The following is a 21,792-nucleotide window of genomic DNA, read 5'->3' as shown; positions in this document are numbered from 1 at the left end:
TCGAGCACGACCAGGTCCGGCCGGTGGGTCCGCACGGCCGCCAGGCCGGCTTCGCCGTCGCGGGCCACGCGCACCTGGTGGCCCTCCCGCATCATCAGGAACTCGAGCGAGATGACGATGTTGGGCTCGTCGTCGACGATCAGGATCCGCTTACTCATGCTCAGGCCCTTGCTCCGTTGAATGCGCCGGATGGGCGGGCAGCTCGAAACAGATCCTAGCACCTTTTCCAAGGGCGCTATCCGCCCAGATCCGGCCCCCCAGGTTGTCGATGATCTGACGGCTGATCGGCAGACCCAACCCGGTTCCGCCGGGTCTGGCACCGGCGCGCGCCGTCTGGTGAAATTTCTCGAAGACGCGCTCCAGATCGCTCTCCGGAATGCCCGGGCCGTTGTCAGAGACGCAGACACGCCAGCCGTCAGAGCCGCGTGACAGGCGCACCCGAACCTCTCCCGCGCCCTGCGGCGCGAACTTGGCCGCGTTGGAGAGCAGGTTCACCATGACCTGCACGATCCGGTCGCGGTCGCCCCCGACGATGGCGGATCGGTCCGGGAGGTCGAGACGGACATGGCACCCCCGGTCATCGAGGTAACGCTCGGTCGCCGCGACCGCCTGCTGGATCAGCGCCTGCAGCTCCACCGCATCGCTGCGCCAGTCGGCGCGGCCGGATTCGATCTTGGCCAGGTCGAGGACCTGGTTGACCAGCCGCGAGAGCCGCTCGGTCTCGCTGACCAGGATGCCGAGGAAGCGGCGGCGCTGGGCGAGATCGAGCCTGGGGTCGTCGTTGAGGATCTCGGCGAAGGCGCGAATGGAGGCGAGCGGTGTGCGCAGCTCATGGGTCACGGACGACATGAAATCATCCTTCATGCGATCGAGCTCCTGCAGGCGCAGGTTGGCCGCGCGCAGCTCTGCGGTCGCGGTCTCCAGGGCATGGGACTTCTGCTCCAGCTCACGGCTGTAGGCACGGATCTGAGACGCCTCGTCGAGGATATCCAGAACCTCGTCGACCCCGAGGGTCTCCTCTTGGGTCACGGAGGCGACCATCAGCCTTGCCGACGCCCCGCCGATCGCTCCGGAGAGGAGGGTCTCCACGAAATAGACGGTCTCTGCGTCGGCCGGCAGGCCGTCCGTCGAGTCCAACCCACGCCCGTCGGCGTAGTCCATAAACGCCGTGCGGGTTCGGGAGGGTCCGAGGAAGCGCTCCGTCAGGGACATGAGCTCGGCGACCTCGGCACGACCGCGCCACAGGGGCGCCCGTGCGCCCGCGCTGCGGCGCAATGCGTCGACGTAGGTGCGGGCCTGGGATGCCTCCGTCGCGTTGGGCGCGCGGAGCGAGGAGACCAGGAGGAAGATGCCGATGTTCGCCGTCAGGCTCCAGAACAGGCCGTGGGTGATCTCGTTCCAGCCCGCGAGTCCGAACAAGCCGAGCGGGGCCAGGATGTCGAGACCCCCGGGCCCCGACTCCATGAAGGCCCGCGGGAGCCACCCCGACTTGGCGAACGAGGGCAGCAGCAGGGTGTAGATCCAGACCAGGAAGCCGGCCAGCAGCCCGGACAGGGCGCCCTCGCGCGTCCCTCCGTACCAGTAAAGGCCGCCGATGACGGTGGGTGCCAGCTGCGCCACGGCAACGAAGCTGATGAGGCCGATGCTCACCAGTGCATAGGCTTCCCCCGCAAGCGAATAGTAGAGATAGCCGAGCAGGAGGATGACGACGATCGCGCCGCGACGGATCCTGAGCAGAAGCCGGCCGAGGTCCGCGGGGGGCGGACGGCGGCGCCAGCGACGCAGGAGCACCGGGAGGACGAGGTCGTTGCTGACCATGGTGGAGAGCGCGATGGTCTCGACGATCACCATACCGGTGGCGGCCGAGAGGCCCCCGATATAGACGAGGAGTGCCAGCCAGGGCTGCTCGAAGGCGATCGGCAAGGTCAGCATGAAGGTATCGGCATTCACCGTTCCGTCCGGGAAGGTCAGGAGACCGGCGACGGCGACCGGGACCACGAAGACGTTGATCAGGAGCAGGTAGAGCGGGAAGAGCCAGATGGCGCGGCGGATATGACGCTCGTCGCTGTTCTCGACGACCGCGACCTGGAACTGGCGCGGCAGCAGGACGACCGCCAGCCCGGCGAGCAGGGAGATCGCAACCCAATCGCGCAGGGGTGCGATGCCGGGCTCCAGGAGGGGGCGCAGTGGTGGGGTCTCGCCGATCGGCGGCAGTGGGGTCCCGCCCAGACCGAGCACTGAGAGGGTGACGAAGAGTCCGATCGCGAGGAAGGCCAGGAGCTTGACAAGGGACTCGAAGGCGATCGCCGCGACCAGTCCTTCATGGCGCTCGCTCGCGTCCAGGTGCCGGGTGCCGAAGAGGATCGCGAAGGCCGCTAGGAACAGGGCGGCGATGAAGGCGGTGTCCCCCCAGAAGGGCTTGCCCCCGGCCGGCGGCATCCGCACCTGCGGGTAAGCCATGAGGATGCTGAAACTCCAGTCGATGGCCTTGAGCTGCAGCGCGACATAGGGCACGAGGCCGATCACCGCGATGACCGTGACCAGCCCCCCGAGGGCTTGGCTCTTGCCGTACCGGGAGGCGATGAAGTCGGCGATGGAGGTGATGCGCTCGGCCTTGCTGACTCTGACCATCTTGAGCAGGAACGAGCCCCAGAGGAAGGCCATCAGGGTTGGACCGAGATAGATCGGGAGGAAGCCGAGTCCGTTCTCGGTGGCCCGCCCGACGCTTCCATAGAAGGTCCAGGCGGTGCAGTACACGGCGAGCGAGAGCGCATAGACGGTCGGGTGGGCGATGACAGAGCGGCCGCGCGCCGCGCGGCCTTCTGCCCAGTGGGCAACCGCGAAGAGGAGTCCAACATACGCGAATGAGATGCCGATGATCAGGGGGGCATGGATCATCCGCCGATCCTCATGATCGGCGCGTCACGGCCATGGCCGGATCAGCGATCGCACGCATCATTCACCGGCGCGAGAGACGAGCCAAGCGGCGACCCCGATCAGGACCGCCCAGGTCGCGAAGAGATAGAAGACGAGCACCGGGACGCCGAGCGAGCGCCCGAGCGCCTCGATCTGCAGGACGAATGGCGAGAAGAGCAAGAGCATCCCTGCCAGGAAGAGGAGCAACAGGCGTTGTCTAACCAGGGTTGAACAGGGCATGGTATCGGTTGGGATCGCCGGGGCATCGCCGGAGAGTATAGAGGTTGAAGCGGCCTGCGGGTTCGGCCCCGTGCGTGACGCTGGACCGCGAGCGTGCGGCCAGCGAGTGCTCGGAGTAGGGCGTCGACCGTGCGTCCCTCTTCAGCCTGCAGCGATCGTCGTCGCTGGTCCTGGGGATCTCCCGAGGCATTTCGACGGTCACGGCTCCTAGGTGCGCACCGCCAACCCGGCAGGTCCGTCGGCATTCTGGCTGACGGCGTGGGCTGAGGATCCCTGTCGGGGGCTCGAGATCGGCTCAATACCGCGTGGGCAAGGCCTGCAGGAACTCCGCCGGCGCCTGCACGGCCAAGGACGCATCGGCAAAGTCGGGTGCGTTAAGCGTGATGACGCGCTCGAGTCCGATCATTCGGGCGCTCTGGTATGTCAGGGCATCATCGAGATCGGGCCAGCCGAGCGCGATGGCTGCGTCGATCACGGCGGCGTCCACCGGGGCGATGGTCAGGACCGCGCAGATCCGCTGGAGGGATGCCCTCGCATAGGCTCGGCCCCGATCCCGTGCGAGTTGGTCGTGAAGCGGCTCGATTGCCGCCGCGCACACATAGCCCTTGACTCGCCGCTCGGCGGCGAGGGCGAGAATCGCGCTCGATGGGTTGTCCGACTCCTGCTCATTGAGGAGCGCGTCGATCAACACGGTAATGTCGAAGAGTGCATCTGGGCGTGCGGTCATGCGTCGGCTCCTGCTTCTTTATGTTGGGAGACCGGGCCGTGCGCAGGCGATCGGACCTTTTGGTTCCCTTTTGACACTATGCGATCGCCGTGCCATGAGAGGGCAGACGGCGCGCTGCGCCGTCGATCCGCCTGCCACCCGACGGAAGTCTCTGAAAAAGAATGCCTCTGGCGTTTACCGCAGTGATCTCAAGCGATGGCCGGTCAGGTGTTCGGCCGGCAGGGACGGACGCCGAAACCCGAGGTCAGCCGGCCTTTATGGTTTGAATGAGACGCTGACGGCCGAAGTTGAACCAAGTCGGACCCCGTCAGCCGCACCGGGATGAGCTGATCGATTGCCATGCATTGCGATGATCGGCATGGAAGGCGAAGACGCGACCTCCGTTCGCCTTCGTCTTCGGACGCTGATGGCGACTGAAGATGCCCTGGCCTCCTGCCCGGCGCGGTCCTAGAGCGCGATCGGCAGGGGCTTGATATTCCAGATCTTCTCCGCGTATTCCCGGACCGATCGGTCCGATGAGAAGCGCCCGATCCGGGCGACGTTCAGGATCGACATCCTGTCCCACGCGGCACGCCGACTGTAGACCTCGCTGATGCGATCCTGGCACTCGAGGTACGAGCGGTAGTCGGCAAGGACCATGAAGGGGTCGTGGTTGATCAGCTGATCGGTCAAGGGGCGAAAGAGACTGGTGTCGCCGTGCGAGAAGAGTCCGGAGGTGATGAGGTCAATGTCGGACTTGAGCTCGGGGTCACGCTGATAGGTGTCCCAGGGCCGATAGCCTTCGGCCTGCCTCCGGCGGACCTCGTCCGCCGTCATGCCGAACAGGAAGAAATTCTCCGGCCCCACCTCGTCGCGGATCTCGATGTTGGCGCCGTCGAGGGTCCCGACGGTGAGGGCGCCGTTCATCGAGAACTTCATGTTTCCGGTGCCGGATGCCTCTTTGCCGGCGAGAGAGATCTGCTCCGAAAGGTCGGCGGCGGGATAGAGGCGCTGACCGTTCTTGACGTTGAAGTTGGGCATGAAGGCAACCCGGATGTAACCGTTGACCTGCGGGTCGTTGTTGATGACCTCGGCGACGGCATTGATCAGCTTGATAACGAGCTTGGCCATGTAATAGCCCGGGGCCGCCTTGCCGCCGAAGATAAAGGCCCTCGGGACCATGCCCAGGTTCGGGTTCTGCTTCAACCGCTGATAGACCCGGATGATATGAAGGACGTTGAGGTGCTGACGCTTGTACTCGTGCAGGCGCTTCGCCTGGACGTCGTACATCGCGTCCGGGTCGAGCAGGACGCCGGTGTTGCGCATGAGCCAGACCGCCAGGTCCCGTTTGGCCGCGCTCTTCGCCTGGCGCCAGCGCTCCTGCAACCCGGGGTCGTCGGCGTGCGACTCGAGCTCGCGCAGGCACTCGAGGTCGCGCGCCCAGCGGTCATGTCCACAGGTCTCGGTAATCAGGCGCGCGAGACGCGGGTTGCTGACGGCGATGAAACGGCGCGGGGTCACACCGTTGGTGATGTTGTGGAAGCGCTCGGGCCACATGTCATGAAAGTCTTGAAAAAGCGTGGTCTTGACGAGCTCCGAGTGCAGGGCGGCGACGCCGTTGACCGCCAGGCTTCCCACCACCGCCAGGTTTGCCATCCGGATCCGCCGCATCCCGCCCTCGGCAATGAGAGACATCCGGGCGACCCGCTCCTCGTCGCCGAGGAAGCGCACGCGCACCTCGTCGAGGAACCGCTGATTGATCTCGTAGATGATCTCGAGATGGCGCGGCAACAGACGCTCGAAGAGGGCGACCGACCAGGTCTCCAGCGCTTCCGGGAGCAACGTGTGGTTGGTGTAACAGAAGGTCTGGCGGGCGATCGCCCAGGCCGCGTCCCAGGACATGCCGTGCTCGTCCACGAAGAGGCGCATGAGCTCCGCCACGGCGATGGCCGGATGCGTGTCGTTGAGCTGGGCGACGAATTTCTCGTGGAAGGTCTCGAGTGGTCCGACGGTGTTGAGATGCAGTCGGATCATGTCCTGGAGCGAGCAGGACACGAAGAAATACTGCTGTTTCAGCCGCAGCTCCTTGCCGGCCTCGGGCTCGTCGTTGGGGTAGAGCACCTTGGAGAGGGTCTCCGCCTCGATCTTGGCGTGGACCGCACCGTAATAGTCGCCGACATTGAAGGCCTGGAAATCAAAGGATTCCGGGGCTTCTGATTTCCATAGGCGCAGGAGGTTCACGTTTCCGACCCCGTAGCCAAGGATCGGTGTGTCGTAGGCGACGCCGTTGACGACCAGGTCCGGCACCCAGCGCACGGTCGGTCGGCCCTGATTGTCACGGGTCCGCTCGGTGCGGCCGCCGTAGAGCACCGGGAAGCCGATCTTCGGTCTCGGGATCTCCCAGGGATTGCCGTTCCTCAGCCAGGTGTCGCTGCGCTCGACCTGCCAGCCGTCCTCGATGACCTGGTCAAAGATGCCGAATTCGTAGCGGATCCCATAGCCGATCGCGGGGATCTGTACCGTGGCCAGTGAGTCCATATAGCAGGCGGCCAGGCGACCGAGTCCGCCGTTACCCAGTCCAGGCTCCTCCTCCTCCTCCATGATCGCGTTGAAGTCGAGGTCCAATTCCTCGCCCGCCTCGCGGGCGACCTCGGTGATGCCGAGATTGACCAGATTGTTGGCCAGATGCGGACCTAGCAGATACTCGGCCGAGAGATAGCAGACCGTGCGCGCATGGGAGGTCTTGTAGATCTGGGCCGATTTGACCCAGCGTTCCAGGATGCGGTCGCGCACGGTGAAGGCGGCCGCCATGTAAAGGTCATGTCCCGTGGCCACCTCACGAAACCGCCCCTGGATGTAGAACAGATTGTCGATGTAGGCCTGCTTCAGAGACGCCTTCGACATGCCGGTGCGGGTATGCTCGTGTCTCTGGGGCTGGATCCTCGGGGCCACCTCGGTGTTCATGCTGGCGCCTCGTCGGCACGGTATCGGGTGGGCACAAGCTACACGCCCGTTTCGAAATCCGTCAATCGGATGCGCGAAGGCACACACGGCGGCTTGGCGCGCCGCGCCACATCACGGCGCGAACGCACCCCCGATCGGTGCTGCCGGATCTCAAAAGGGCCACGTCCATTCATCGGCCTCGGGCTTGTCGACGCCGTGCTCATGGGCATAGTTTCGGCACTCGATCTGCAGATCGCGCAGCCGCTCCTTCACATGTGCGCCGGCGACCTGCAGCCGCGGCACGCGGTTGATGACGTCGATCGCGAGGCTGAAGCGGTCGATCTCGTTCTCGATGGCCAACTCCAGGGGCGTGTTGATGTTGCCCTTTTCCTTGTAGCCGCGCACATGCAGATGGGCATGGTTGGTGCGCCGGTAAGCCAGGCGATGGATCAGCCAGGGGTAGCCGTGGAAGTTGAAGATGACGGGCCGATCCTTGGTGAAGAGGCTGTCGAAATCCGCGTCGCTGAGCCCATGCGGATGCTCGCCGGCGGGTTGCAGCTTGAAGAGATCCACCACGTTGATGAAGCGGATCCGGATGTCGTCGAAGTGCTCGCGCAGCAGCGCGGTGGCCGCCAGCGCCTCCTTGGTGGGGATGTCGCCGCAGCCGACCAGGACCGCGTCGGGCTCGGCTCCCTGATCGTTGCTCGCCCACTCCCAGATCCCAATCCCTTTGGTGCAGTGCTTGATCGCGGCGTCCATGTCCAGGTACTGGAGGTGGTTCTGCTTGTCGGCCACGATCACGTTGATGTCGTCGCGACTCTGCAGGCAGTGGTCGACGGTGGACAAGAGGGTGTTGACGTCCGGCGGCAGATAGATACGGGTGACCTCAGGGTTCTTGTTGACCACCACGTCGAGGAATCCCGGGTCCTGATGGGTGAAGCCGTTGTGGTCCTGGCGCCAGACGGTGGAGGTGATGAGCAGGTTGAGCGAGGAGATGCGCGCGCGCCAGGGGATCTCCTCGCAGATCGCCAGCCATTTCGCATGCTGGTTGTACATGCTGTCGATGACGTGGACGAAGGCCTCGTAGGTGGCGAAGAAGCCGTGACGGCCTGTCAGGACATAGCCTTCGTACCAGCCCTCCAGGGTGTGCTCCGAGAGCATCTCCAGCACCCGCCCGTCCGGGGCCAGCTCCCCGCCGTCGGCATCCTCCGGTTTGTACTCGCACAGCCAGAGCTTCTTACTGACCTCGTAGACGGCATCCAGCTTGTTGGAGGTGTTCTCGTCCGGGCCGAAGACACGGAAGTTGTTCATGTTCTTCGCCATGATGTCGCGCAGCAGGGCGCCCACCGGCTTGGTATTCATGGCGCGGAGCTTGCCGGGCTCGGGGACGTCCTGGGCATAGTCGCGGAAGTCGGGCATGCGCAGGGCGCGGCGCAAGAGCCCCCCGTTGGCGTGCGGATTGGCGCTCATGCGCAGGGTCCCCTTGGGGGCCAAGGCCTTGAGCTCGGGGACCAGCCGGCCGTTCTCGTCGAACAGCTCCTCGGGCTTGTAGCGCTTCATCCAGTCCTCGAGCTGCTTGAGATGGGCCGGGTTGTGATGCATCCCGGAGAGCGGGACCTGGTGGGCGCGCCAGAAACCCTCGACCTTGTGCCCATCCACCTGTGCCGGCCCGGTCCAGCCCTTGGGGGTGCGCAGCACGATCATCGGCCAGTGGCAGCGGGTGGCCTGTCCGCTGTCGCGGGCCGCTTGCTGGAAGGTGCGGATCTGTTGGTAGCAGGCGTCCAGGGTCGCGGCCATGGTCTGATGCAGGACCAGGGGCTCGTCGCCCTCGACGAAATGGGGCGTCCAGCCGTAGCCGCGGAAGAGGCTCGCCAGCTCCGCGTTGGGGATGCGCGAGAGCAGCGTCGGGTTGTTGATCTTGTAGCCGTTGAGATGCAGGATCGGCAGCACGGCGCCGTCGCGGATGGGATTCAGAAACTTGCTCGAATGCCAGGAGGTGGCGAGCGGCCCGGTCTCCGCCTCGCCGTCGCCGACTGCCACCGCGACCAGGAGGTCCGGGTTGTCGAAGGCCGCGCCGAAGGCGTGCGAGATCGAATACCCCAGCTCGCCGCCCTCGTGGATCGAGCCGGGTGTCTCGGGGGTGCAGTGCGAGCCGATCCCGCCGGGGAAGGAGAACTGTTTGAAGAAGGCCCGCATGCCTTCCTCATCCTCGCTCTTGTTGGGATACATCTCGGAGTAGGTCCCTTCCAGATAGACGGGAGCCAGCACGCCAGGGGCGCCGTGTCCGGGACCGGCGAGGAAGATCGCCTCCTGTTGGTGCTCGACGATGATGCGGTTGAGGTGCACGTACATGAAGGACAGCCCGGGACTGGCGCCCCAATGACCCAGCAGGCGGCTCTTGAGGTGCTCCTCCTTCAGCGGCTCCCTCAGAAGGGGGTTGTCGCGCAGATAGATCATGCCGACGGCGAGATAGTTGCAGGCTCGCCAGTAGGCGTCGAGCTTGGCGAGCAGGTCGGGTGAGAGGGGAGTTGCGTTGCTCTCGAGTGTGCGGACTGCGTCGTTCATGACCGTCTCCTCTGTTGCCTTTGGGGAAGTCGGCTCGATACTAGGATCGTTCGATGAAGGTGCTGTTACGTCGAGGCGTACCATTGCCCCGGATGCGTTCCGCCTCGGATGGAACGGACGCTCCTCCAGTTTCGGGCGCTTAGGCGAAAAAACGGAGTAGGCGGGAAACCGCTTCGTCCGGTTCCCCGCCGTTTGCTCAATCCGCATGGCCAGGCAATTCGCGTTCGGTTGGAGACGCCTCGGCGATTGCACGGTCTCTGGCAGAGGAGTGAGGACCATGGATCAGAATCCACTCAAGGCGATCGAATTCTTCGGTTTTATGGCGCTGGCCGGGTGGCTCGTATATAGCCAGCTCGTCGCGTCGCGACGTGACCATGCCCGCCAGCACGGAAGCGGCTCCGAGGCGGGCGAAGATGCCTCGCGCGATGAGACGGATACCCCCGCTTGAAGATGATCGGGTTCAGCGCTCGAGACGCTTGAGCGCGGCGCGCAGCGACCGTGCCGAGGCTGACGGGATCTGCCTGAGGGTGTCGAGCATCGCGGAGATTCCCGCCTCCCGTGCCCAAGGGCTCAGAGAGGCGGCTGCCGGGTGTCCGGGGCGAGTCCGGTTGGTTTTCACGCGATCGCCCGGTTCGGCTTCGCCAGTCGCGGGAGTCTTGGCCGAGTCCCATGTCTCCGATCCGGGGCCGGCGCGCTCAGCGGCGACGCGGTGCTCGACAAGCCCCGGCAGGGTCTCGCGGATCAGCCGACTCTCGAGCCCTTGCAGGTCCTCCAGGGCCGCGTGTGGCGGGGTGGCGGCACGTGCCCCCGGCTCATCGGCGAGTCGTGTATCCACGAGATGGCGTGCCTCGACAAGCAGGACCTCGGTGAGATCGCGGCGCAGGTCTTCGATGAGGGCGGTCAGGCGCCTGTTCAGCGCGGCCTCCAGCCGTTCGTCGATCAAGGCCAGGAGCTCCGGGCGGCTCAGGACGCCGGGTGAGACGGGTGAGTGGTCAGCGGCGCCCGGCACCTTCGGGTTGGCGGGGTGCGCGGGCGGCGGGGCGCCATCCTGGACGGCGGCGCGGATGCGCCCGAGAATCTCCGGGAGGCACTCGTCCGCGCGTGATTTCGGCAGGACGGCGAGGACGCCTTTCCGCATCGCTGTCGCGGTCAGGTCGCCGTCCTCTTGCGACGTGCAGAGGACCACCGGGAGGTGCGCGGTTCGCGGATCGGCATGGATGATCTCGAGGGCCTCCAGGCCGTTCAGTCCAGGCATGATATGGTCCATGAGGACGGCGTCCGGCACCCGGCTCTTGAGCGTCTCGAAGGCGGATTCAGCGGAATCGGCCGTGTCGACCTCGACGCCCTGGTGTTGCAGTGTGATGCGCAACGCGTACCGCGTGGTCTTGGAATCGTCGACCAGAAGGATCTTCATATCGTTTTGAAAGGCGGGGGCTTCGCGTTAGGACCGCCGGCAGTGTACTGGTCAGAGGGGGTAGAGCGCCATGGCAGAGCCGTCCATCCGCTTCGTTCGTCTCCGGTCCGCCGCTGCCGTTGCCGAGGAGACGGCCCGTCGGATGGCCGCGGCCGCGCGCCGCGCGATCGCTCTGAGCGGGCGATTCCGCTGCGTGCTGGCGGGGGGACGCACCCCATTGGCGGCCTACCGACGGCTGGCCGATCAGCCCGAGGAGTGGTCGCACTGGCACCTGTTTCTCGGCGACGAGCGCTGTCTGCCTCCCGATGATATCGAGCGCAACAGCCGCGCGATCGAGCTGGCCCTGGCCGAGCGGGTCGCCATCCCGCGGGACAATGTCCACTGGATACCCGCGGAGCTGGGGGCCCAGGAGGCCGCACGACGTTACGAGGAGTCGATCCGGATGTGGCTGCCCTTTGATCTCGTCCTGCTCGGAATGGGCGAGGACGGCCACACGGCGAGTCTCTTCCCGGGTCATGCGGTCCCCCCGGATGTCTATGTGGCGCCCGTGCACGGGGCGCCGAAGCCACCGCACGATCGGGTGACCCTGACCCCAATGGCCATCGCGGCTTCCGCCCAGCGCCTGATCCTGGTCACGGGTGCCGAAAAGCGCGAGGCCCTGGCCGCCTGGCGTCGCGGTGCGGATCTGCCGATCTCGCGGGTCGCCGCTCTGGGGCCAACGGATGTCTTGCTGGATCCCGAGTCGGCCGGGGGATCAACCTGATCCCGTTCCGCCGCATGCAACGGGGTGTCGCCGCCGCCGACTGGTCCCGAGCCGCGTCCACGTTCGGGTGGATCCGCGCCCTGATGGCGATCGACCTGACCCTGGGGCTGATCACCCTGGTGGTTGCCGCTGCCGGCCCGACATTGATCGGCGGCTGAGCGACGATGGCGTTACCCTTGGCTGGCCGATCCTGCAAGCCTCGGAGCCGGTTTGCCTGGGAGACCTGCGGGCACCCGGCGATGGCGAGCGTTTGCCGGGATTGTCGCTGTCTCTCAGCTCCATCTGGGAACCCAGTCTGTAGCCGCCGCGTGCCGTCACAGGCCGCTTGCGCGGCCTCGTCTGCGTTCCAGTGTTCCCTTGCTCAAGCGATCTTGATCTCCAACTGCTCGCCGGTCCCGGGATCAGTGAGGTGGACCGCGCAGGCGATGCAGGGGTCGAAGGAGTGGATGGTGCGCAGGATCTCGACCGGCTGCCTCGCGTCGGCCAACTGGTGGTTGTCCTGCAGCGCCGCCTCGTAGGCGCCCGGCTGGCTGCTGGGGTCGCGCGGTCCGGCGTTCCAGGTGGATGGGACCACCGCCTGGTAGTTGGCGATCTTGCGGTCCTTGATGACGATCCAGTGCCCGAGTGAGCCCCGCGGGGCCTCCGTATACCCGGCGCCGCGCGCCTCGCGCGGCCAGCTCGAGGGTTCCCAGAGGGCCTCGTTGAAGGTCCGGGTGTCGCCCGCCTTGATGTTCGCGATCAGCTCGCCGTACCAGCCTTGGGCGGCATCGGCCACGACCTTGGTCTCGAGTGTCCGGGCGGCCGTGCGTCCGAGTGTCGAGAAGAGCGCGCGCACCGGAAGCTCCAACCGGGACAGGGTCATCTCGACCAGCTCACGCGTCTGGTCGTGGCCGCTGGCATAGAGGACGAGGACCCGTGCGAGCGGGCCAACCTCCATCGCCTGGCCCTTCCAGCGGGGCGCCTTCATCCAGGAATAACCATCGCTCACGTCCAGCTGGGTGTACGGCGGTTTGACGCCGCCGCGCCCGTCATACTCGAGCTTGGTCTCCCCCGCATAGGGATGCAGGCCCTGGTCCTTGCCGCCGGCGTATTCGTACCAGGAATGGGCCACGTACTCCTGGATCTGTCCGTCGTCGTGGAGATCGACCTCATGGACGGTGCTGAGATCCCGGTTCAGGATGATCCCGCGCGGAAAGAGAAACTGCGCAGGGTCCATGACGCCGGCGGCGGGCAGGTCGCCGTAGCTCATGAAGTTGCCCAGGCCCTCGCCACGCTCGCCCCAGTCCTTGTAGAAGCTGGCGATGGCCAGGGTATCCGGCACATAGACCTGATCGACGAAGGTCTGCATGGTCCGGAGGATGGACTGGACCTCGGCGAGGCGCTTGGCGTTGATGGCCGAATCCGAGTTGAGGTCGATCGGCGAGGGAACGCCACCGACGACGAAATTCGGGTGCGGGTTCTTGCCGCCGAAGATCGCGTGCAGGCGCGCGACGTCGCGCTGCCAGGCCAGCGCCTCCAGATAATGCGAGACAGCCAACAGGTTGGCTTCGGGCGGAAGCTTGTAGGCCGGGTGACCCCAATAGCCATTGGCGAAGATGCCGAGCTGGCCGGATTCGACGAAGGTCTTGATGCGCTTCTGGGTATCGGCGAAATAGCCGGGCGAGGACTTGGGCCAGCTGCTGATGGACTGCGCCAAGGCAGAGGTTGCCTTGGGATCGGCGCTCAGGGCGCTGACCACGTCCACCCAATCGAGCGCATGCAGGTGATAGAAGTGCATCACATGATCGTGCACGTGCTGTGCGCTGATCATGAGGTTGCGGATCAACTGCGCATTGTCCGGAAGCTCGATGCCGAGGGCATCCTCGACGGCGCGCACCGAGGCGATGCCGTGCACCAGCGTGCAGACGCCGCAGATGCGTTGCGCGAAGGCCCAGGCGTCGCGCGGGTCGCGGCCCTTGAGGATGATCTCGAGCCCGCGGACCGCGGTTCCGGAGCTGTAGGCCTGCGCGATCGTGTCACCGTCCATCTGGGCCTCGATGCGCAAGTGGCCCTCGATGCGGGTGACGGGATCGACGACGATACGTTCACTCATCTTCGTGTGTCTCCTGTGAGGGGCCGGCGCGCCGGCCCGCTTCAACCGGGTGACGGCCGCGCATTCAGGCCTGGGCGTCGGCTGGCGACGCGGGCCGCGGTTTCTCGACCAGGTGCTCGGCGATCATCTCGGTGAGACCCACCACCGGGATATCCATGTTGAACTCCTCGAGACCCTCCTCGAGCTGGGTCCGGCAAGTGGCGCACATGGTCACCATCCGCTCCGCATTGACCTCCTCGATCTGCGCCTTCTTGTGTTTGAAGGCGGCCATCTTCAGCGGCTCGGCGCGCTCATTCGAGCTCACCCCGCCACCCGCGCCACAGCACCACTGGAGCTTGCCGTGCTCCTTCAGGTCAACGAAGTTCTCGGCCACCAGGTTCATCAGGTTGCGTTGCTGCTGGATCACGCCGCTCTTGCGGGCGAGGTTGCAGGGGTCGTGCATCGAGAGACGATCAGTCTCCATGCCTTCGGTCTGGATACGGCCCGCGGCACGCAGCTCGTCGAGCACCTCGATGATGTGGAAGACCTTGAAGGGGTAAGACCGGCCAATCAGGTTCGGACCCTCCCAGCGGATCGCCGTGAAGGCGTGCCCACACTCGGGACTGATGACCTTGGAAACCCTGAGCTTCTCCGCGGCGGCCACGACGCGCTCGACCAGCTCGGCGGCGACGTCCTTGTTGCCGATCTGGATGCCGGCGTTGGTCGCCTCGAAGCAGTCCGTCGACAGCGTCCAGCTCACCCCGGCATGGGCGAAGATCCGGGTGATGGCCTCGAGATACTCGGGGAAGTTGATGACCTCCATCGAGGAGAGCAGCACCAGGTATTCGGCACCGTCCTTGTCCACCGGGACCGCGAGCCCGCTGCTGTCCTCCACGTGCTTGATCTGCACCGCGAGCGTCTTCCACTGAAGGCCCATCGGACTGCCGGTCTGGATCGCCCGCACCGAGGCGGCGATCAGGCCCTCGGGTGCATGTCCGGACTGGACCATGCCCTCGCGCGATTTGCGGATCATCAGCGCCAGGTCGTTGCCGACCGGGCAGACCATCGAGCAGCGACCGCACATGGTGCAGGAGTCGTAGAGCAGCTCCTCCCATTCGGCGAGCATCTGGTCGGTGACCTTCTGCTGCAGGCCGATCAGGCCCTTGATCCTACCCCAGAGCGTGAAGTCGTTCTCCCAGACCCGCCGCAGGGGCTCCAGCTTGAGGATCGGCGTGTACTTGGGATCGCCGGTCTCGACATAGAAGGGGCAGGCCTGGGCGCAGATGCCGCAGTGCACGCAGCTCGAGAAGAAGGCGGCGACGGGGCCGTCGACCTCGGCACGAAAGGCCGCCAGACCCCGTTCGAGTGTCAGCTCGCTCATGACTGAACCCCCTTGCGGCCGAATGCCGCGCCGTTGTACCAGCGCGCGATGAACAGGGTGAAGATATGCGTGAGCTTGGTGAATGGCAGCAGGATCAGCATGATCTCCGCGGAGAGGATGTGCATGCCCAGCACCAGCGGATAGGGGTTGATCATCCGGTTGAAGGCCAGGAAACCCGTCAGCACCACCGCGAAGACCACCGTCCAGACCAGATAGTCCTCAATGGTGCTGATGCGCCGCTTGACCGGATGGGTCATCCGGTGGATCAGGGTGGCGATCAGGGCAACCAGGGTCACCGCGGTAACCATGCTGATGATCGGGTTGGGCAATGCCGGCCAGGAGAGGCCCGTCAGGCTCTCGATCAGCTTGATGTGGGGAACAAAGAGCAGCAGCGCGATCAGGAAGCCGATGTGCCAGACCCAGCCGACCACCACGTTGAAGGGGGCACGCTTGAAGGTCCCCGGGTCCGCCACCGTGCGGGTGAAGACGGTTCGAAGGCCCGGCAGCCATTCGCTGGCACGGGGCTCGGCATAGTTGCGCTCGCGGCCGAGGACGAAGATCTCGGCGATGCGCACCAGCAGACCGATCGCGAAGATGGCGATCGCGACATTGAACATCGGACCCTTGGTCCAAAGCAGAAATTCCATCGAGCCGCTCATAGTTTCTGCTCCAGTTCATCGACCGTGACGGGTTGGCGCCTGGCCTCTTCCGCCTTGGTCCGTCTCTTGGCGAGGGCCGCCACCGCGCCGCCCACCAGGGCACCGGCCGCGCCGGCGCCCAAGACCGTCATGCCGGACGCGGAGGTCGGCACGGAGAGCGCTTGGTAGAAGCCGCCGGCGTCCCAGAAGCTCGGCTCCGCGCAACCCAGACAGGGGTGCCCCGCCTCTACCGGCCAACTGGTGCCGTCGTTCCAGCGCATGGTGGCGCAGGCGTTGTAGGTGCTCGGGCCCTTGCAGCCGAGCTGATAGAGACACCACCCAAGCCTGGCGCCCTCGTCGTCGAAGCTCTTGGCGAACAGGCCCTTGTCGTAGAAGGGACGGCGATAGCAGCGGTCGTGAATGGATTGCCCGAAGAAGGCCAGCGGGCGATGGTAGGCGTCCAGCTCGGGGAGACGCCCGAAGATCAGGTAATGGGCGAGCACGCCCGTGATCACCATCGGGATCGGCGGACAACCGGAGACATTGACGACCGGCTTGTGCTTGACCACATCCAACACCGACACGGCCCCGGTGGGGTTGGGACTGGCATGGGGCAGGCCGCCGAAGGCGGCGCACGAGCCCACCGCGACGACCGCGGCGGCATGCTCGACGGTCTCCATGAGCATGTCGTAATTGCTGTGGCCGGCGACGGTCGAATAGCCGGGATTGGAGTCGGGGCCGGGCAGCGAGCCATCCACGACCACCAGATAGTCGCCTGCATGCGCCTTCATCGCCTGAACGCGCGCAAGCTCTGCGGCCTCGCCGGCCGCCGCCTGCAGGGTATGGTGATAGTCCAGCGAGATCACATCGAGGATAAGATCCTCGACCGTCGGCGCATGGCTGCGGGTCAGCGACTCGGTGCAGCCCGTGCATTCCTGAAAGGACAGCCAGATCACGGAGGGCCGCCGGGCCTGCTCGAGCGCCGCGGCGATCGTCGAGGTCATGCTCGGCGGCAACGCCATCATCGAAGCGGTGGCGGCGCAGAACTTGAGGAATCCGCGGCGCGACACGCCGCGCTCGCGCAGGCTCTCGCCCAGGGTCTTCTCAGTGGCGTTGCGGGCAGCCATAGTCCCTCCTTACCAGTGTCAGGACGTTGGAGGCGGGTCGCCCCCGACGCGATTCAGGCGGGCGTCGAGCACGGCGATCGCATCATCGAGGTCTTGCGGCTGCGGACGCAAGATCTCGGGAACGTGCGCGATCTCAAGATGCAGGGCGAGGCGCTGCGCCTCGGAATTCAGATAATCCACCAGCCAGACCCCTGCGGTGGCGGTCTCTTGAACGCGCGTCGGGCCGAGGGCTTCGATGCTCGCCTGGACCTCGCCCTTCCCGAGAAACGCGATGAGGCGATCCAGATCGCCCGGCCCGAATGGCATGGACTTCAGATCGATCTTGGTGGTCTCGCCGGTGCCGACCAGGCGGGCGAGGGCATGGCGGACCTCGTGCAGGACGGACTCGAGCGCGCCGTTCAAGGGCAGCTCGCGCGACGCGGGCGCGCCGGCTCCGCTGACGACTGGGATCTCGTCCAGGGACGACATGCGACTGACCTCCGCCTATACATTCAACATTCTAGGCCTTTTCTGAGGCCCCGGGTTTGATTCAGCGCAGCCAATTAGAACGTTAGCGAGCTCGAATGGAGTTGCGGCGCAGCGTCGCGCCGCCAGCCGTCAGATTCCAGCTGCTCGAGATCAGGGGGCCGGCTTCACGCAAGAGCCCCATGGCCCGGCTCCGTGCGACGCAATCGCGGGATCCGGCCACGCGTCACCCCCACCGGGCCAGCAGCTCGCGGATCGCCGCAATGGCTGCCGGGACCGCTGCCTCGACGTCGGCGGTGAGCCGATCGCCCCAACCGACGTACGCGGGCTCGATGCCGACGAGGGCGCGCTGGGCCGGCAGCGTCTCGGTGAGCCGCGCGATGTCCATCAGGTCGGAGAGGCTGACCTCGTGGACGCTCTTGGCGTGGGCTCTCAGCTGCCGGTCCATCGCCTCGCCCTCGAAGACGCGCACGCTTCCGGGCGCATCCCCCATCACGGCGGCATCGACGACGACGAGCCGGGGGCAGTCGCCGATCGGTGCGGCCAGGGTGAAGCTCAGGGTCCCGCCGTCGATGAAGCGAAGCGGGCCATCCGGATCACTCTGAAGCGCGAGTCGGCGGACCACCGTGGCCCCAACCGCCTCGTCGGTCATGAGGACGTTGCCGAGTCCGAGGATGAGGGTTGTTGGTTGCACGGCGGCGGACTCCGAAAGGTGGCTTGGGAATCGCGGATGCTTCGCTGATCGGCCGAGCGGGGCGCGTCGGCATGCGATGCCGCAGCCGGCCAAGGTCGCCATGCCGTGACGCGGGGACCGACCTGTCTGCAATGTCGTCACGGAAAAGAGGTGCGGTGACGTCGCGATCGTCTGATCTGAGTGCTTGCACATGGCGCCGCCGCCGCTTAGCCTCCTCCCTCAATGATACTTCGCACGCCAGGAACCTGTCTGACTTGAGTCCGACAGGCGCTTAGCATGATGCGTCCCTGGGGGTCTTGCCCATGTGTCTCGGCATCCCGATGCAGATCCAGTCCATCGACGGCTTCTTCGCCCGTTGCGCGGCGAAGGGTGCCGAACGCCAGGTGAATCTCTTTATGCTCCAGGACGAGGGAATCGCTGTCGGCGACTATGTCGTCGTTCATCTGGGATACGCGATCAGCCGGATGACGCCCGAAGAGGCCGCGGCCGCCTGGGAGATCTACGACGCGATGCTTGCGGCAGAGGGAGGCGAGGCGATTCCGGTGCGACCGGGGCCGGCGACAACCGGATAAGGGTGCGGCAGCGCGAGATCGGCCGGCGTCGGTCCGGCTCATCGACCAGACCGGATCCCGGTCCCGTATCCCGCGTCTCATCTCTTCAATCGCGGTCCCGCCGGCTCGGCGGCACGGCCGTCCGGGACTCAGCCCATGAAGGCGCTTGCGAGCGCATACTGATGCTCCGCCTCGGAGGTCTCGGGCGCATCCTCGCCCTCCATCATGGTGCAGTTGACGGCCATGCGGGCCTGCATGGCCGCCTTCCAGGCGCGATTCTGTTTTTCGGCGAGCAGCGCGTCGGGGGTCAGCGCGGCCGCCGCAGCGGCGGCGACGAAGTGGTCGGCCTGCGCCAGCCAATCCGTATCCTTGCCGCAGTCGGTGTAGGTCTTGGCCGCATAGGCCTTGGCGGCCTTGTAGGCATCTTCCAGCTCACCCGGGCCGACCTCCTCGCGCAAGCCGGTTGCGATGGCGCGGCTCACCCGTTCGTCCTTGCTCAGCTGCACCACATGCTGCGCGAAGCGCGACCCGAGGATGCGCTGTTGCTCGGAGGTCAGTGCATTGAGTGCTTCACGCAGCGCGTGGTCGTTGTTGATCGTGGGCATATGCGGAGCTCCTCAGCTTGTGAGTGAGCCTGCCGGATGGTTTGCCGGCGCGGCGAGGGTCGTTCGACGTGCTGACCCGGCGCTTATCCACGTCGGTTGCTCAGCGCACCCGCCTCTGCGCGATGCGGGGATCGTACCTTGGTCAGCGTCTATCTATGGAGATGCTGACTGATTGGCCATCCTGGCCAACAATCAGCACGACAAGCGAAAACGCGGTTTCCGCTTTCCTTCATTTTCAGCCGCTGAGGCGGCCGAATACGGCGGGGCATCCTGCCCCGCGCGGGAAGCGCTGAATGCTACAGCGCTTCCCTATATCAACAAACTCCAATATAGATCACATTGACGTGTATCACACCGGACCTGTCCGCGCCCGGGGTGCCGGCCGACGGCCGGCCCTCGTCTGATCCGCTGCGGCGAGGCGTGTGCAGGCGTGCAGGCAAACCCTACGAGAGCCCCCCAGAATCGATGAAGCGCACCGTCTTTTTCGTCTCCGAGAGCACCGGCATCACGGCCGAGACGCTCGGCCACAGCCTGCTGTCGCAGTTCGATACCATCGACTTCGAGCAGGTCTACATGCCCTACATCAACACCGATCTGCGCGCGAAGGCCTTGACGCAGCGGATGCAGGAGGCCGCGGATCGCGACGGGGTCCGTCCGATCGTATTCGCGACCATGCTGAACAACGAGATCCGCGAGATCCTCAAGGGCGGCAACTGTTTCTACATGGAGCTCTTCGAGGGTTTCGTCGAGCCGCTCTCCGCCGAGCTCGGCGCGCCGCCAAGCCGCAAGGCCGGGCGCAGCCACGCCATCACCAAGCCGAGCTCCTACACCAAGCGGATCGAGGCGATCAACTTCGCCATGGCCAATGACGACGGGGTACGCCCGGACAATTTTCACCGTGCAGACGTGGTCTTGATCGGTGTCTCTCGCTCCGGCAAGACACCGACCTGCCTCTATCTGGCGATGCACTATGGACTGCGATCCGCCAACTACCCCCTCACCGAGGAGGACTTCGACCGGGGTGATGTCCCGCAATTGGTGTGGGACTGCCGTCAGAAGCTCTTTGCACTGACCATCGACCCGCAGCGTCTCCAATTGATCCGCGAAGAGCGCCGCCCCCGCAGCACCTACGCCTCCCTGGCCCGCTGTCAGGACGACATCCGCATGGCCGCCCAGATCTACAAGCGGCTGCAGATCCCGGTGCTCAACACCACCAGTCAGTCGATCGAGGAGATCGCTTCTCACATCATCAGAGCGTTGCGCGGAACCGGCGAGCACGCTTGAGCGTCACGACGCACCCGCGAGCGCTGCCTCTCGCCCGGCCGCACCGGGCCGGAGCTTGCGGTGAGTGATTCACGCAACCATAATGCGGCGGTTTTTTGCCGCCTGTCGGCGGTGGCTCGGCGGATAGGATAACCAGAAGATGAAGATCGGAATCCCATTGGAGACCTGCCCGGGCGAGACACGCGTGGCCTCGGTCCCGGATGTGGTCGCGAAACTGGCTCGCAAGGGATTCGAGGTCCTGATCGAGAGCGGGGCGGGTGCGCGTGCCGGGTATCCCGATGCCGGCTTCGAGGCCGCCGGTGCCCGCCTGACCGACCGCGCCGGCGCCTTCGATGTCGATCTGTTGCTCAAGGTGCGTCGGCCCGATGCCGACGATGTCGCGGCGATGCGACCCGGCGGACTCTATGTCGGTCTGCTGGAGAGCTGCGGGGAGGACGCCATCGTCTCGGCGATGCTTGCGAAAGAGATGCGAGTCCTCGGCATGGAGCGGATGCCGCGCACCTCGCGCGCCCAGTCCATGGACGCGCTCTCGTCTCAGAGCAACATCGCCGGCTATCGCGCGACCATCGAGGCCGCGGCCCGCTACGGCCGTTTCCTGCCCATGATGATGACCTCCGCGGGGTCGGCGAAGCCGGCGCGGGTGGTTGTCCTGGGCGCCGGGGTGGCTGGACTCCAGGCGATCGCCACCGCGCGGCGGCTCGGCGCCGACGTCCACGCCTACGACGTGCGCCCCGAGACGCATGAGCAGATCCGCTCGCTGGGTGCCAAACCGATCGAGCTGGACCTGGGCGAGAGCGGGGCCGGGGAGGGCGGCTACGCCAAGGAGCTCTCCGAGGCGGCCAAGGCACGCCAGCAGGCGGCCCTGGGCGATCAGCTCGCCAAGGCCCATGTCATCATCACGACCGCCCTGATCCCCTGTCGACCGGCGCCGGTTCTGGTCACCGAGGAGGTCGTCCGGCGCCTGCGTCCCGGCTCGGTGATCGTCGATTTGGCCGCCGCCAGCGGCGGCAACTGCCCACTCACGGTTGCCGGCGAGATCGTGGAGCGGCATGGTGTCACCATCGTCGGACTGACCAACTATCCGGCGCTCGTGCCGGCGGATGCGAGCGCCTTCTATGCCCGCAATCTGGCCAACCTGATCGACATCATGGTGACGCCCGGCGAGGCGGGGCCCGAGCTCAGGGACCTTGCCGAGGACGACATCACGGCGGCCATGCTGGTCAAACCAGCGGCTTGACCGGGGTTCGACGATCTTCAACCGCGAAGGCGCACGACGACTAACGATGGGTCGCGATCGGCTCACGATTCACCGGGGCAATGAGCGCTGGCGCCGGGCCAAGTCCTGCGAAACCTGCGCGCCCTGTCCGCCTTTGCGATTCGGTCACCTATTTGATGAAGACGGATCACTGGCGCTTCGCCACTGACCATC

The 21,792-nt window shown here is 65.8% G+C and carries 20 protein-coding genes; 6 read left to right on the top strand and 14 right to left on the bottom strand.

From position 1 onward, the window contains the following. From LJE61_RS15255 to LJE61_RS00340, 6 genes are all read right to left on the bottom strand, one after another. Positions 1–158, bottom strand: a 158-nt coding sequence (locus tag LJE61_RS15255) for a response regulator (protein ID WP_367114890.1), incomplete at its 3' end; no start/stop codon positions are given. Beyond that, positions 151–2,898: an ATP-binding protein gene (locus tag LJE61_RS00360; RefSeq protein WP_296917066.1), complete on the bottom strand. Its 2,748-nt coding sequence runs from the start codon at positions 2,896–2,898 to the stop codon at positions 151–153. The genes LJE61_RS15255 and LJE61_RS00360, both read right to left, overlap by 8 nt. Before the next feature lie 57 nt (positions 2,899–2,955). Continuing rightward, entirely contained in the window at positions 2,956–3,156 is a 201-nt protein-coding gene (locus LJE61_RS00355; protein ID WP_296910962.1) for a hypothetical protein, read from the bottom strand. Between the two features lie 295 nt (positions 3,157–3,451). Further along, entirely contained in the window at positions 3,452–3,883 is a 432-nt protein-coding gene (locus LJE61_RS00350) for a PIN domain-containing protein (RefSeq protein WP_296910964.1), read from the bottom strand. 447 nt (positions 3,884–4,330) lie between these two features. Continuing rightward, positions 4,331–6,826: a glycogen/starch/alpha-glucan phosphorylase gene (locus tag LJE61_RS00345; RefSeq protein WP_296917064.1), complete on the bottom strand. Its 2,496-nt coding sequence runs from the start codon at positions 6,824–6,826 to the stop codon at positions 4,331–4,333. A 150-nt stretch (positions 6,827–6,976) separates the two neighbouring features. Continuing rightward, positions 6,977–9,370 (bottom strand): phosphoketolase family protein, encoded by a 2,394-nt coding sequence (locus tag LJE61_RS00340; protein ID WP_296917062.1) that lies wholly within the window; start codon positions 9,368–9,370, stop codon positions 6,977–6,979. 277 nt (positions 9,371–9,647) lie between these two features. On the opposite strand from LJE61_RS00340, the gene LJE61_RS00335 reads away from it, so the two are divergent. Continuing rightward, positions 9,648–9,818 (top strand): hypothetical protein, encoded by a 171-nt coding sequence (locus LJE61_RS00335; RefSeq protein ID WP_296917060.1) that lies wholly within the window; start codon positions 9,648–9,650, stop codon positions 9,816–9,818. 12 nt (positions 9,819–9,830) lie between these two features. Here the strand turns inward: LJE61_RS00335 and LJE61_RS00330 are convergent, their stop codons facing one another. Next, positions 9,831–10,784 carry a response regulator gene (locus LJE61_RS00330; protein WP_296917058.1) on the bottom strand — a complete coding sequence of 318 codons (954 nt, stop codon included), beginning with the start codon at positions 10,782–10,784 and terminating at the stop codon, positions 9,831–9,833. Between the two features lie 70 nt (positions 10,785–10,854). Here LJE61_RS00330 and pgl point away from each other — a divergent pair, with 70 nt between their 5' ends. Continuing rightward, positions 10,855–11,547 carry a 6-phosphogluconolactonase gene (pgl, locus tag LJE61_RS00325; protein WP_296917056.1) on the top strand — a complete coding sequence of 231 codons (693 nt, stop codon included), beginning with the start codon at positions 10,855–10,857 and terminating at the stop codon, positions 11,545–11,547. Between the two features lie 14 nt (positions 11,548–11,561). Then, a complete protein-coding gene (locus tag LJE61_RS00320) occupies positions 11,562–11,705 on the top strand; it encodes a hypothetical protein (RefSeq protein WP_296912192.1) in 144 nt (47 codons plus the stop codon). 203 nt (positions 11,706–11,908) lie between these two features. Here the strand turns inward: LJE61_RS00320 and LJE61_RS00315 are convergent, their stop codons facing one another. From LJE61_RS00315 to LJE61_RS00290, 6 genes are all read right to left on the bottom strand, one after another. Continuing rightward, a complete protein-coding gene (locus LJE61_RS00315; RefSeq protein ID WP_296912190.1) occupies positions 11,909–13,639 on the bottom strand; it encodes a nickel-dependent hydrogenase large subunit in 1,731 nt (576 codons plus the stop codon). A 64-nt stretch (positions 13,640–13,703) separates the two neighbouring features. Next, positions 13,704–14,999, bottom strand: coding sequence for a (Fe-S)-binding protein (locus LJE61_RS00310; protein WP_296917054.1), 1,296 nt, complete (start codon positions 14,997–14,999; stop codon positions 13,704–13,706). Beyond that, positions 14,996–15,658 (bottom strand): hypothetical protein, encoded by a 663-nt coding sequence (locus tag LJE61_RS00305; protein ID WP_296912184.1) that lies wholly within the window; start codon positions 15,656–15,658, stop codon positions 14,996–14,998. The genes LJE61_RS00310 and LJE61_RS00305 overlap by 4 nt, the downstream gene beginning before the upstream one ends. Then, positions 15,655–16,764 carry a hydrogenase small subunit gene (locus tag LJE61_RS00300; RefSeq protein WP_296912181.1) on the bottom strand — a complete coding sequence of 370 codons (1,110 nt, stop codon included), beginning with the start codon at positions 16,762–16,764 and terminating at the stop codon, positions 15,655–15,657. Before LJE61_RS00300 ends, LJE61_RS00305 begins: the two co-directional genes overlap by 4 nt. An 18-nt stretch (positions 16,765–16,782) precedes the next feature. Beyond that, a complete protein-coding gene (locus tag LJE61_RS00295) occupies positions 16,783–17,232 on the bottom strand; it encodes a hydrogenase expression/formation C-terminal domain-containing protein (RefSeq protein WP_296912178.1) in 450 nt (149 codons plus the stop codon). Positions 17,233–17,455: 223 nt separating this feature from the next. Continuing rightward, complete coding sequence (locus LJE61_RS00290; RefSeq protein ID WP_296909508.1) at positions 17,456–17,923, bottom strand: hydrogenase maturation protease; 468 nt, start codon at positions 17,921–17,923, stop codon at positions 17,456–17,458. Between the two features lie 302 nt (positions 17,924–18,225). Here LJE61_RS00290 and LJE61_RS00285 point away from each other — a divergent pair, with 302 nt between their 5' ends. Next, complete coding sequence (locus tag LJE61_RS00285; RefSeq protein WP_296909507.1) at positions 18,226–18,495, top strand: HypC/HybG/HupF family hydrogenase formation chaperone; 270 nt, start codon at positions 18,226–18,228, stop codon at positions 18,493–18,495. Between the two features lie 128 nt (positions 18,496–18,623). On the opposite strand, the gene LJE61_RS00280 is transcribed toward LJE61_RS00285, so the two are convergent. Continuing rightward, on the bottom strand, positions 18,624–19,079 hold the full coding sequence (locus LJE61_RS00280; RefSeq protein WP_296909506.1) for a hypothetical protein: 456 nt from the start codon (positions 19,077–19,079) through the stop codon (positions 18,624–18,626). 465 nt (positions 19,080–19,544) lie between these two features. On the opposite strand from LJE61_RS00280, the gene ppsR reads away from it, so the two are divergent. Then, positions 19,545–20,363 carry a posphoenolpyruvate synthetase regulatory kinase/phosphorylase PpsR gene (ppsR, locus tag LJE61_RS00275; protein WP_296909505.1) on the top strand — a complete coding sequence of 273 codons (819 nt, stop codon included), beginning with the start codon at positions 19,545–19,547 and terminating at the stop codon, positions 20,361–20,363. Positions 20,364–20,502: 139 nt separating this feature from the next. Further along, on the top strand, positions 20,503–21,600 hold the full coding sequence (locus LJE61_RS00270; protein ID WP_296909504.1) for a Re/Si-specific NAD(P)(+) transhydrogenase subunit alpha: 1,098 nt from the start codon (positions 20,503–20,505) through the stop codon (positions 21,598–21,600). Positions 21,601–21,792: the final 192 nt, after the last annotated feature.

Origin of the sequence: Thiocapsa sp. (assembly GCF_022340925.1) — a bacterium.
In the GTDB taxonomy this organism is placed as follows: Bacteria; Pseudomonadota; Gammaproteobacteria; order Chromatiales; family Chromatiaceae; genus Thiocapsa.
Note: the sequence above shows the minus strand (reverse complement) of the source record. Positions and strands in the feature narration are given on the sequence as shown.

Bases quoted from the DNA above. Each gene is read 5' to 3' on its own strand.
- LJE61_RS00360 (WP_296917066.1), bottom strand. From the start codon at position 2,898: ATGATCCATGCCCCCCTGATCATCGGCATCTCATTCGCGTATGTTGGA.
- LJE61_RS00315 (WP_296912190.1), bottom strand. From the start codon at position 13,639: ATGAGTGAACGTATCGTCGTCGATCCCGTCACCCGCATCGAGGGCCAC.
- LJE61_RS00320 (WP_296912192.1), top strand. From the start codon at position 11,562: ATGCAACGGGGTGTCGCCGCCGCCGACTGGTCCCGAGCCGCGTCCACG.
- LJE61_RS00305 (WP_296912184.1), bottom strand. From the start codon at position 15,658: ATGAGCGGCTCGATGGAATTTCTGCTTTGGACCAAGGGTCCGATGTTC.
- LJE61_RS00330 (WP_296917058.1), bottom strand. From the start codon at position 10,784: ATGAAGATCCTTCTGGTCGACGATTCCAAGACCACGCGGTACGCGTTG.
- LJE61_RS00340 (WP_296917062.1), bottom strand. From the start codon at position 9,370: ATGAACGACGCAGTCCGCACACTCGAGAGCAACGCAACTCCCCTCTCA.
- LJE61_RS00270 (WP_296909504.1), top strand. From the start codon at position 20,503: ATGAAGATCGGAATCCCATTGGAGACCTGCCCGGGCGAGACACGCGTG.
- LJE61_RS00280 (WP_296909506.1), bottom strand. From the start codon at position 19,079: ATGCCCACGATCAACAACGACCACGCGCTGCGTGAAGCACTCAATGCA.
- LJE61_RS00355 (WP_296910962.1), bottom strand. From the start codon at position 3,156: ATGCCCTGTTCAACCCTGGTTAGACAACGCCTGTTGCTCCTCTTCCTG.
- LJE61_RS00285 (WP_296909507.1), top strand. From the start codon at position 18,226: ATGTGTCTCGGCATCCCGATGCAGATCCAGTCCATCGACGGCTTCTTC.
- LJE61_RS00350 (WP_296910964.1), bottom strand. From the start codon at position 3,883: ATGACCGCACGCCCAGATGCACTCTTCGACATTACCGTGTTGATCGAC.
- pgl (WP_296917056.1), top strand. From the start codon at position 10,855: ATGGCAGAGCCGTCCATCCGCTTCGTTCGTCTCCGGTCCGCCGCTGCC.
- LJE61_RS00335 (WP_296917060.1), top strand. From the start codon at position 9,648: ATGGATCAGAATCCACTCAAGGCGATCGAATTCTTCGGTTTTATGGCG.
- LJE61_RS00345 (WP_296917064.1), bottom strand. From the start codon at position 6,826: ATGAACACCGAGGTGGCCCCGAGGATCCAGCCCCAGAGACACGAGCAT.
- LJE61_RS00300 (WP_296912181.1), bottom strand. From the start codon at position 16,764: ATGGCTGCCCGCAACGCCACTGAGAAGACCCTGGGCGAGAGCCTGCGC.
- LJE61_RS00295 (WP_296912178.1), bottom strand. From the start codon at position 17,232: ATGTCGTCCCTGGACGAGATCCCAGTCGTCAGCGGAGCCGGCGCGCCC.
- ppsR (WP_296909505.1), top strand. From the start codon at position 19,545: ATGAAGCGCACCGTCTTTTTCGTCTCCGAGAGCACCGGCATCACGGCC.
- LJE61_RS00310 (WP_296917054.1), bottom strand. From the start codon at position 14,999: ATGAGCGAGCTGACACTCGAACGGGGTCTGGCGGCCTTTCGTGCCGAG.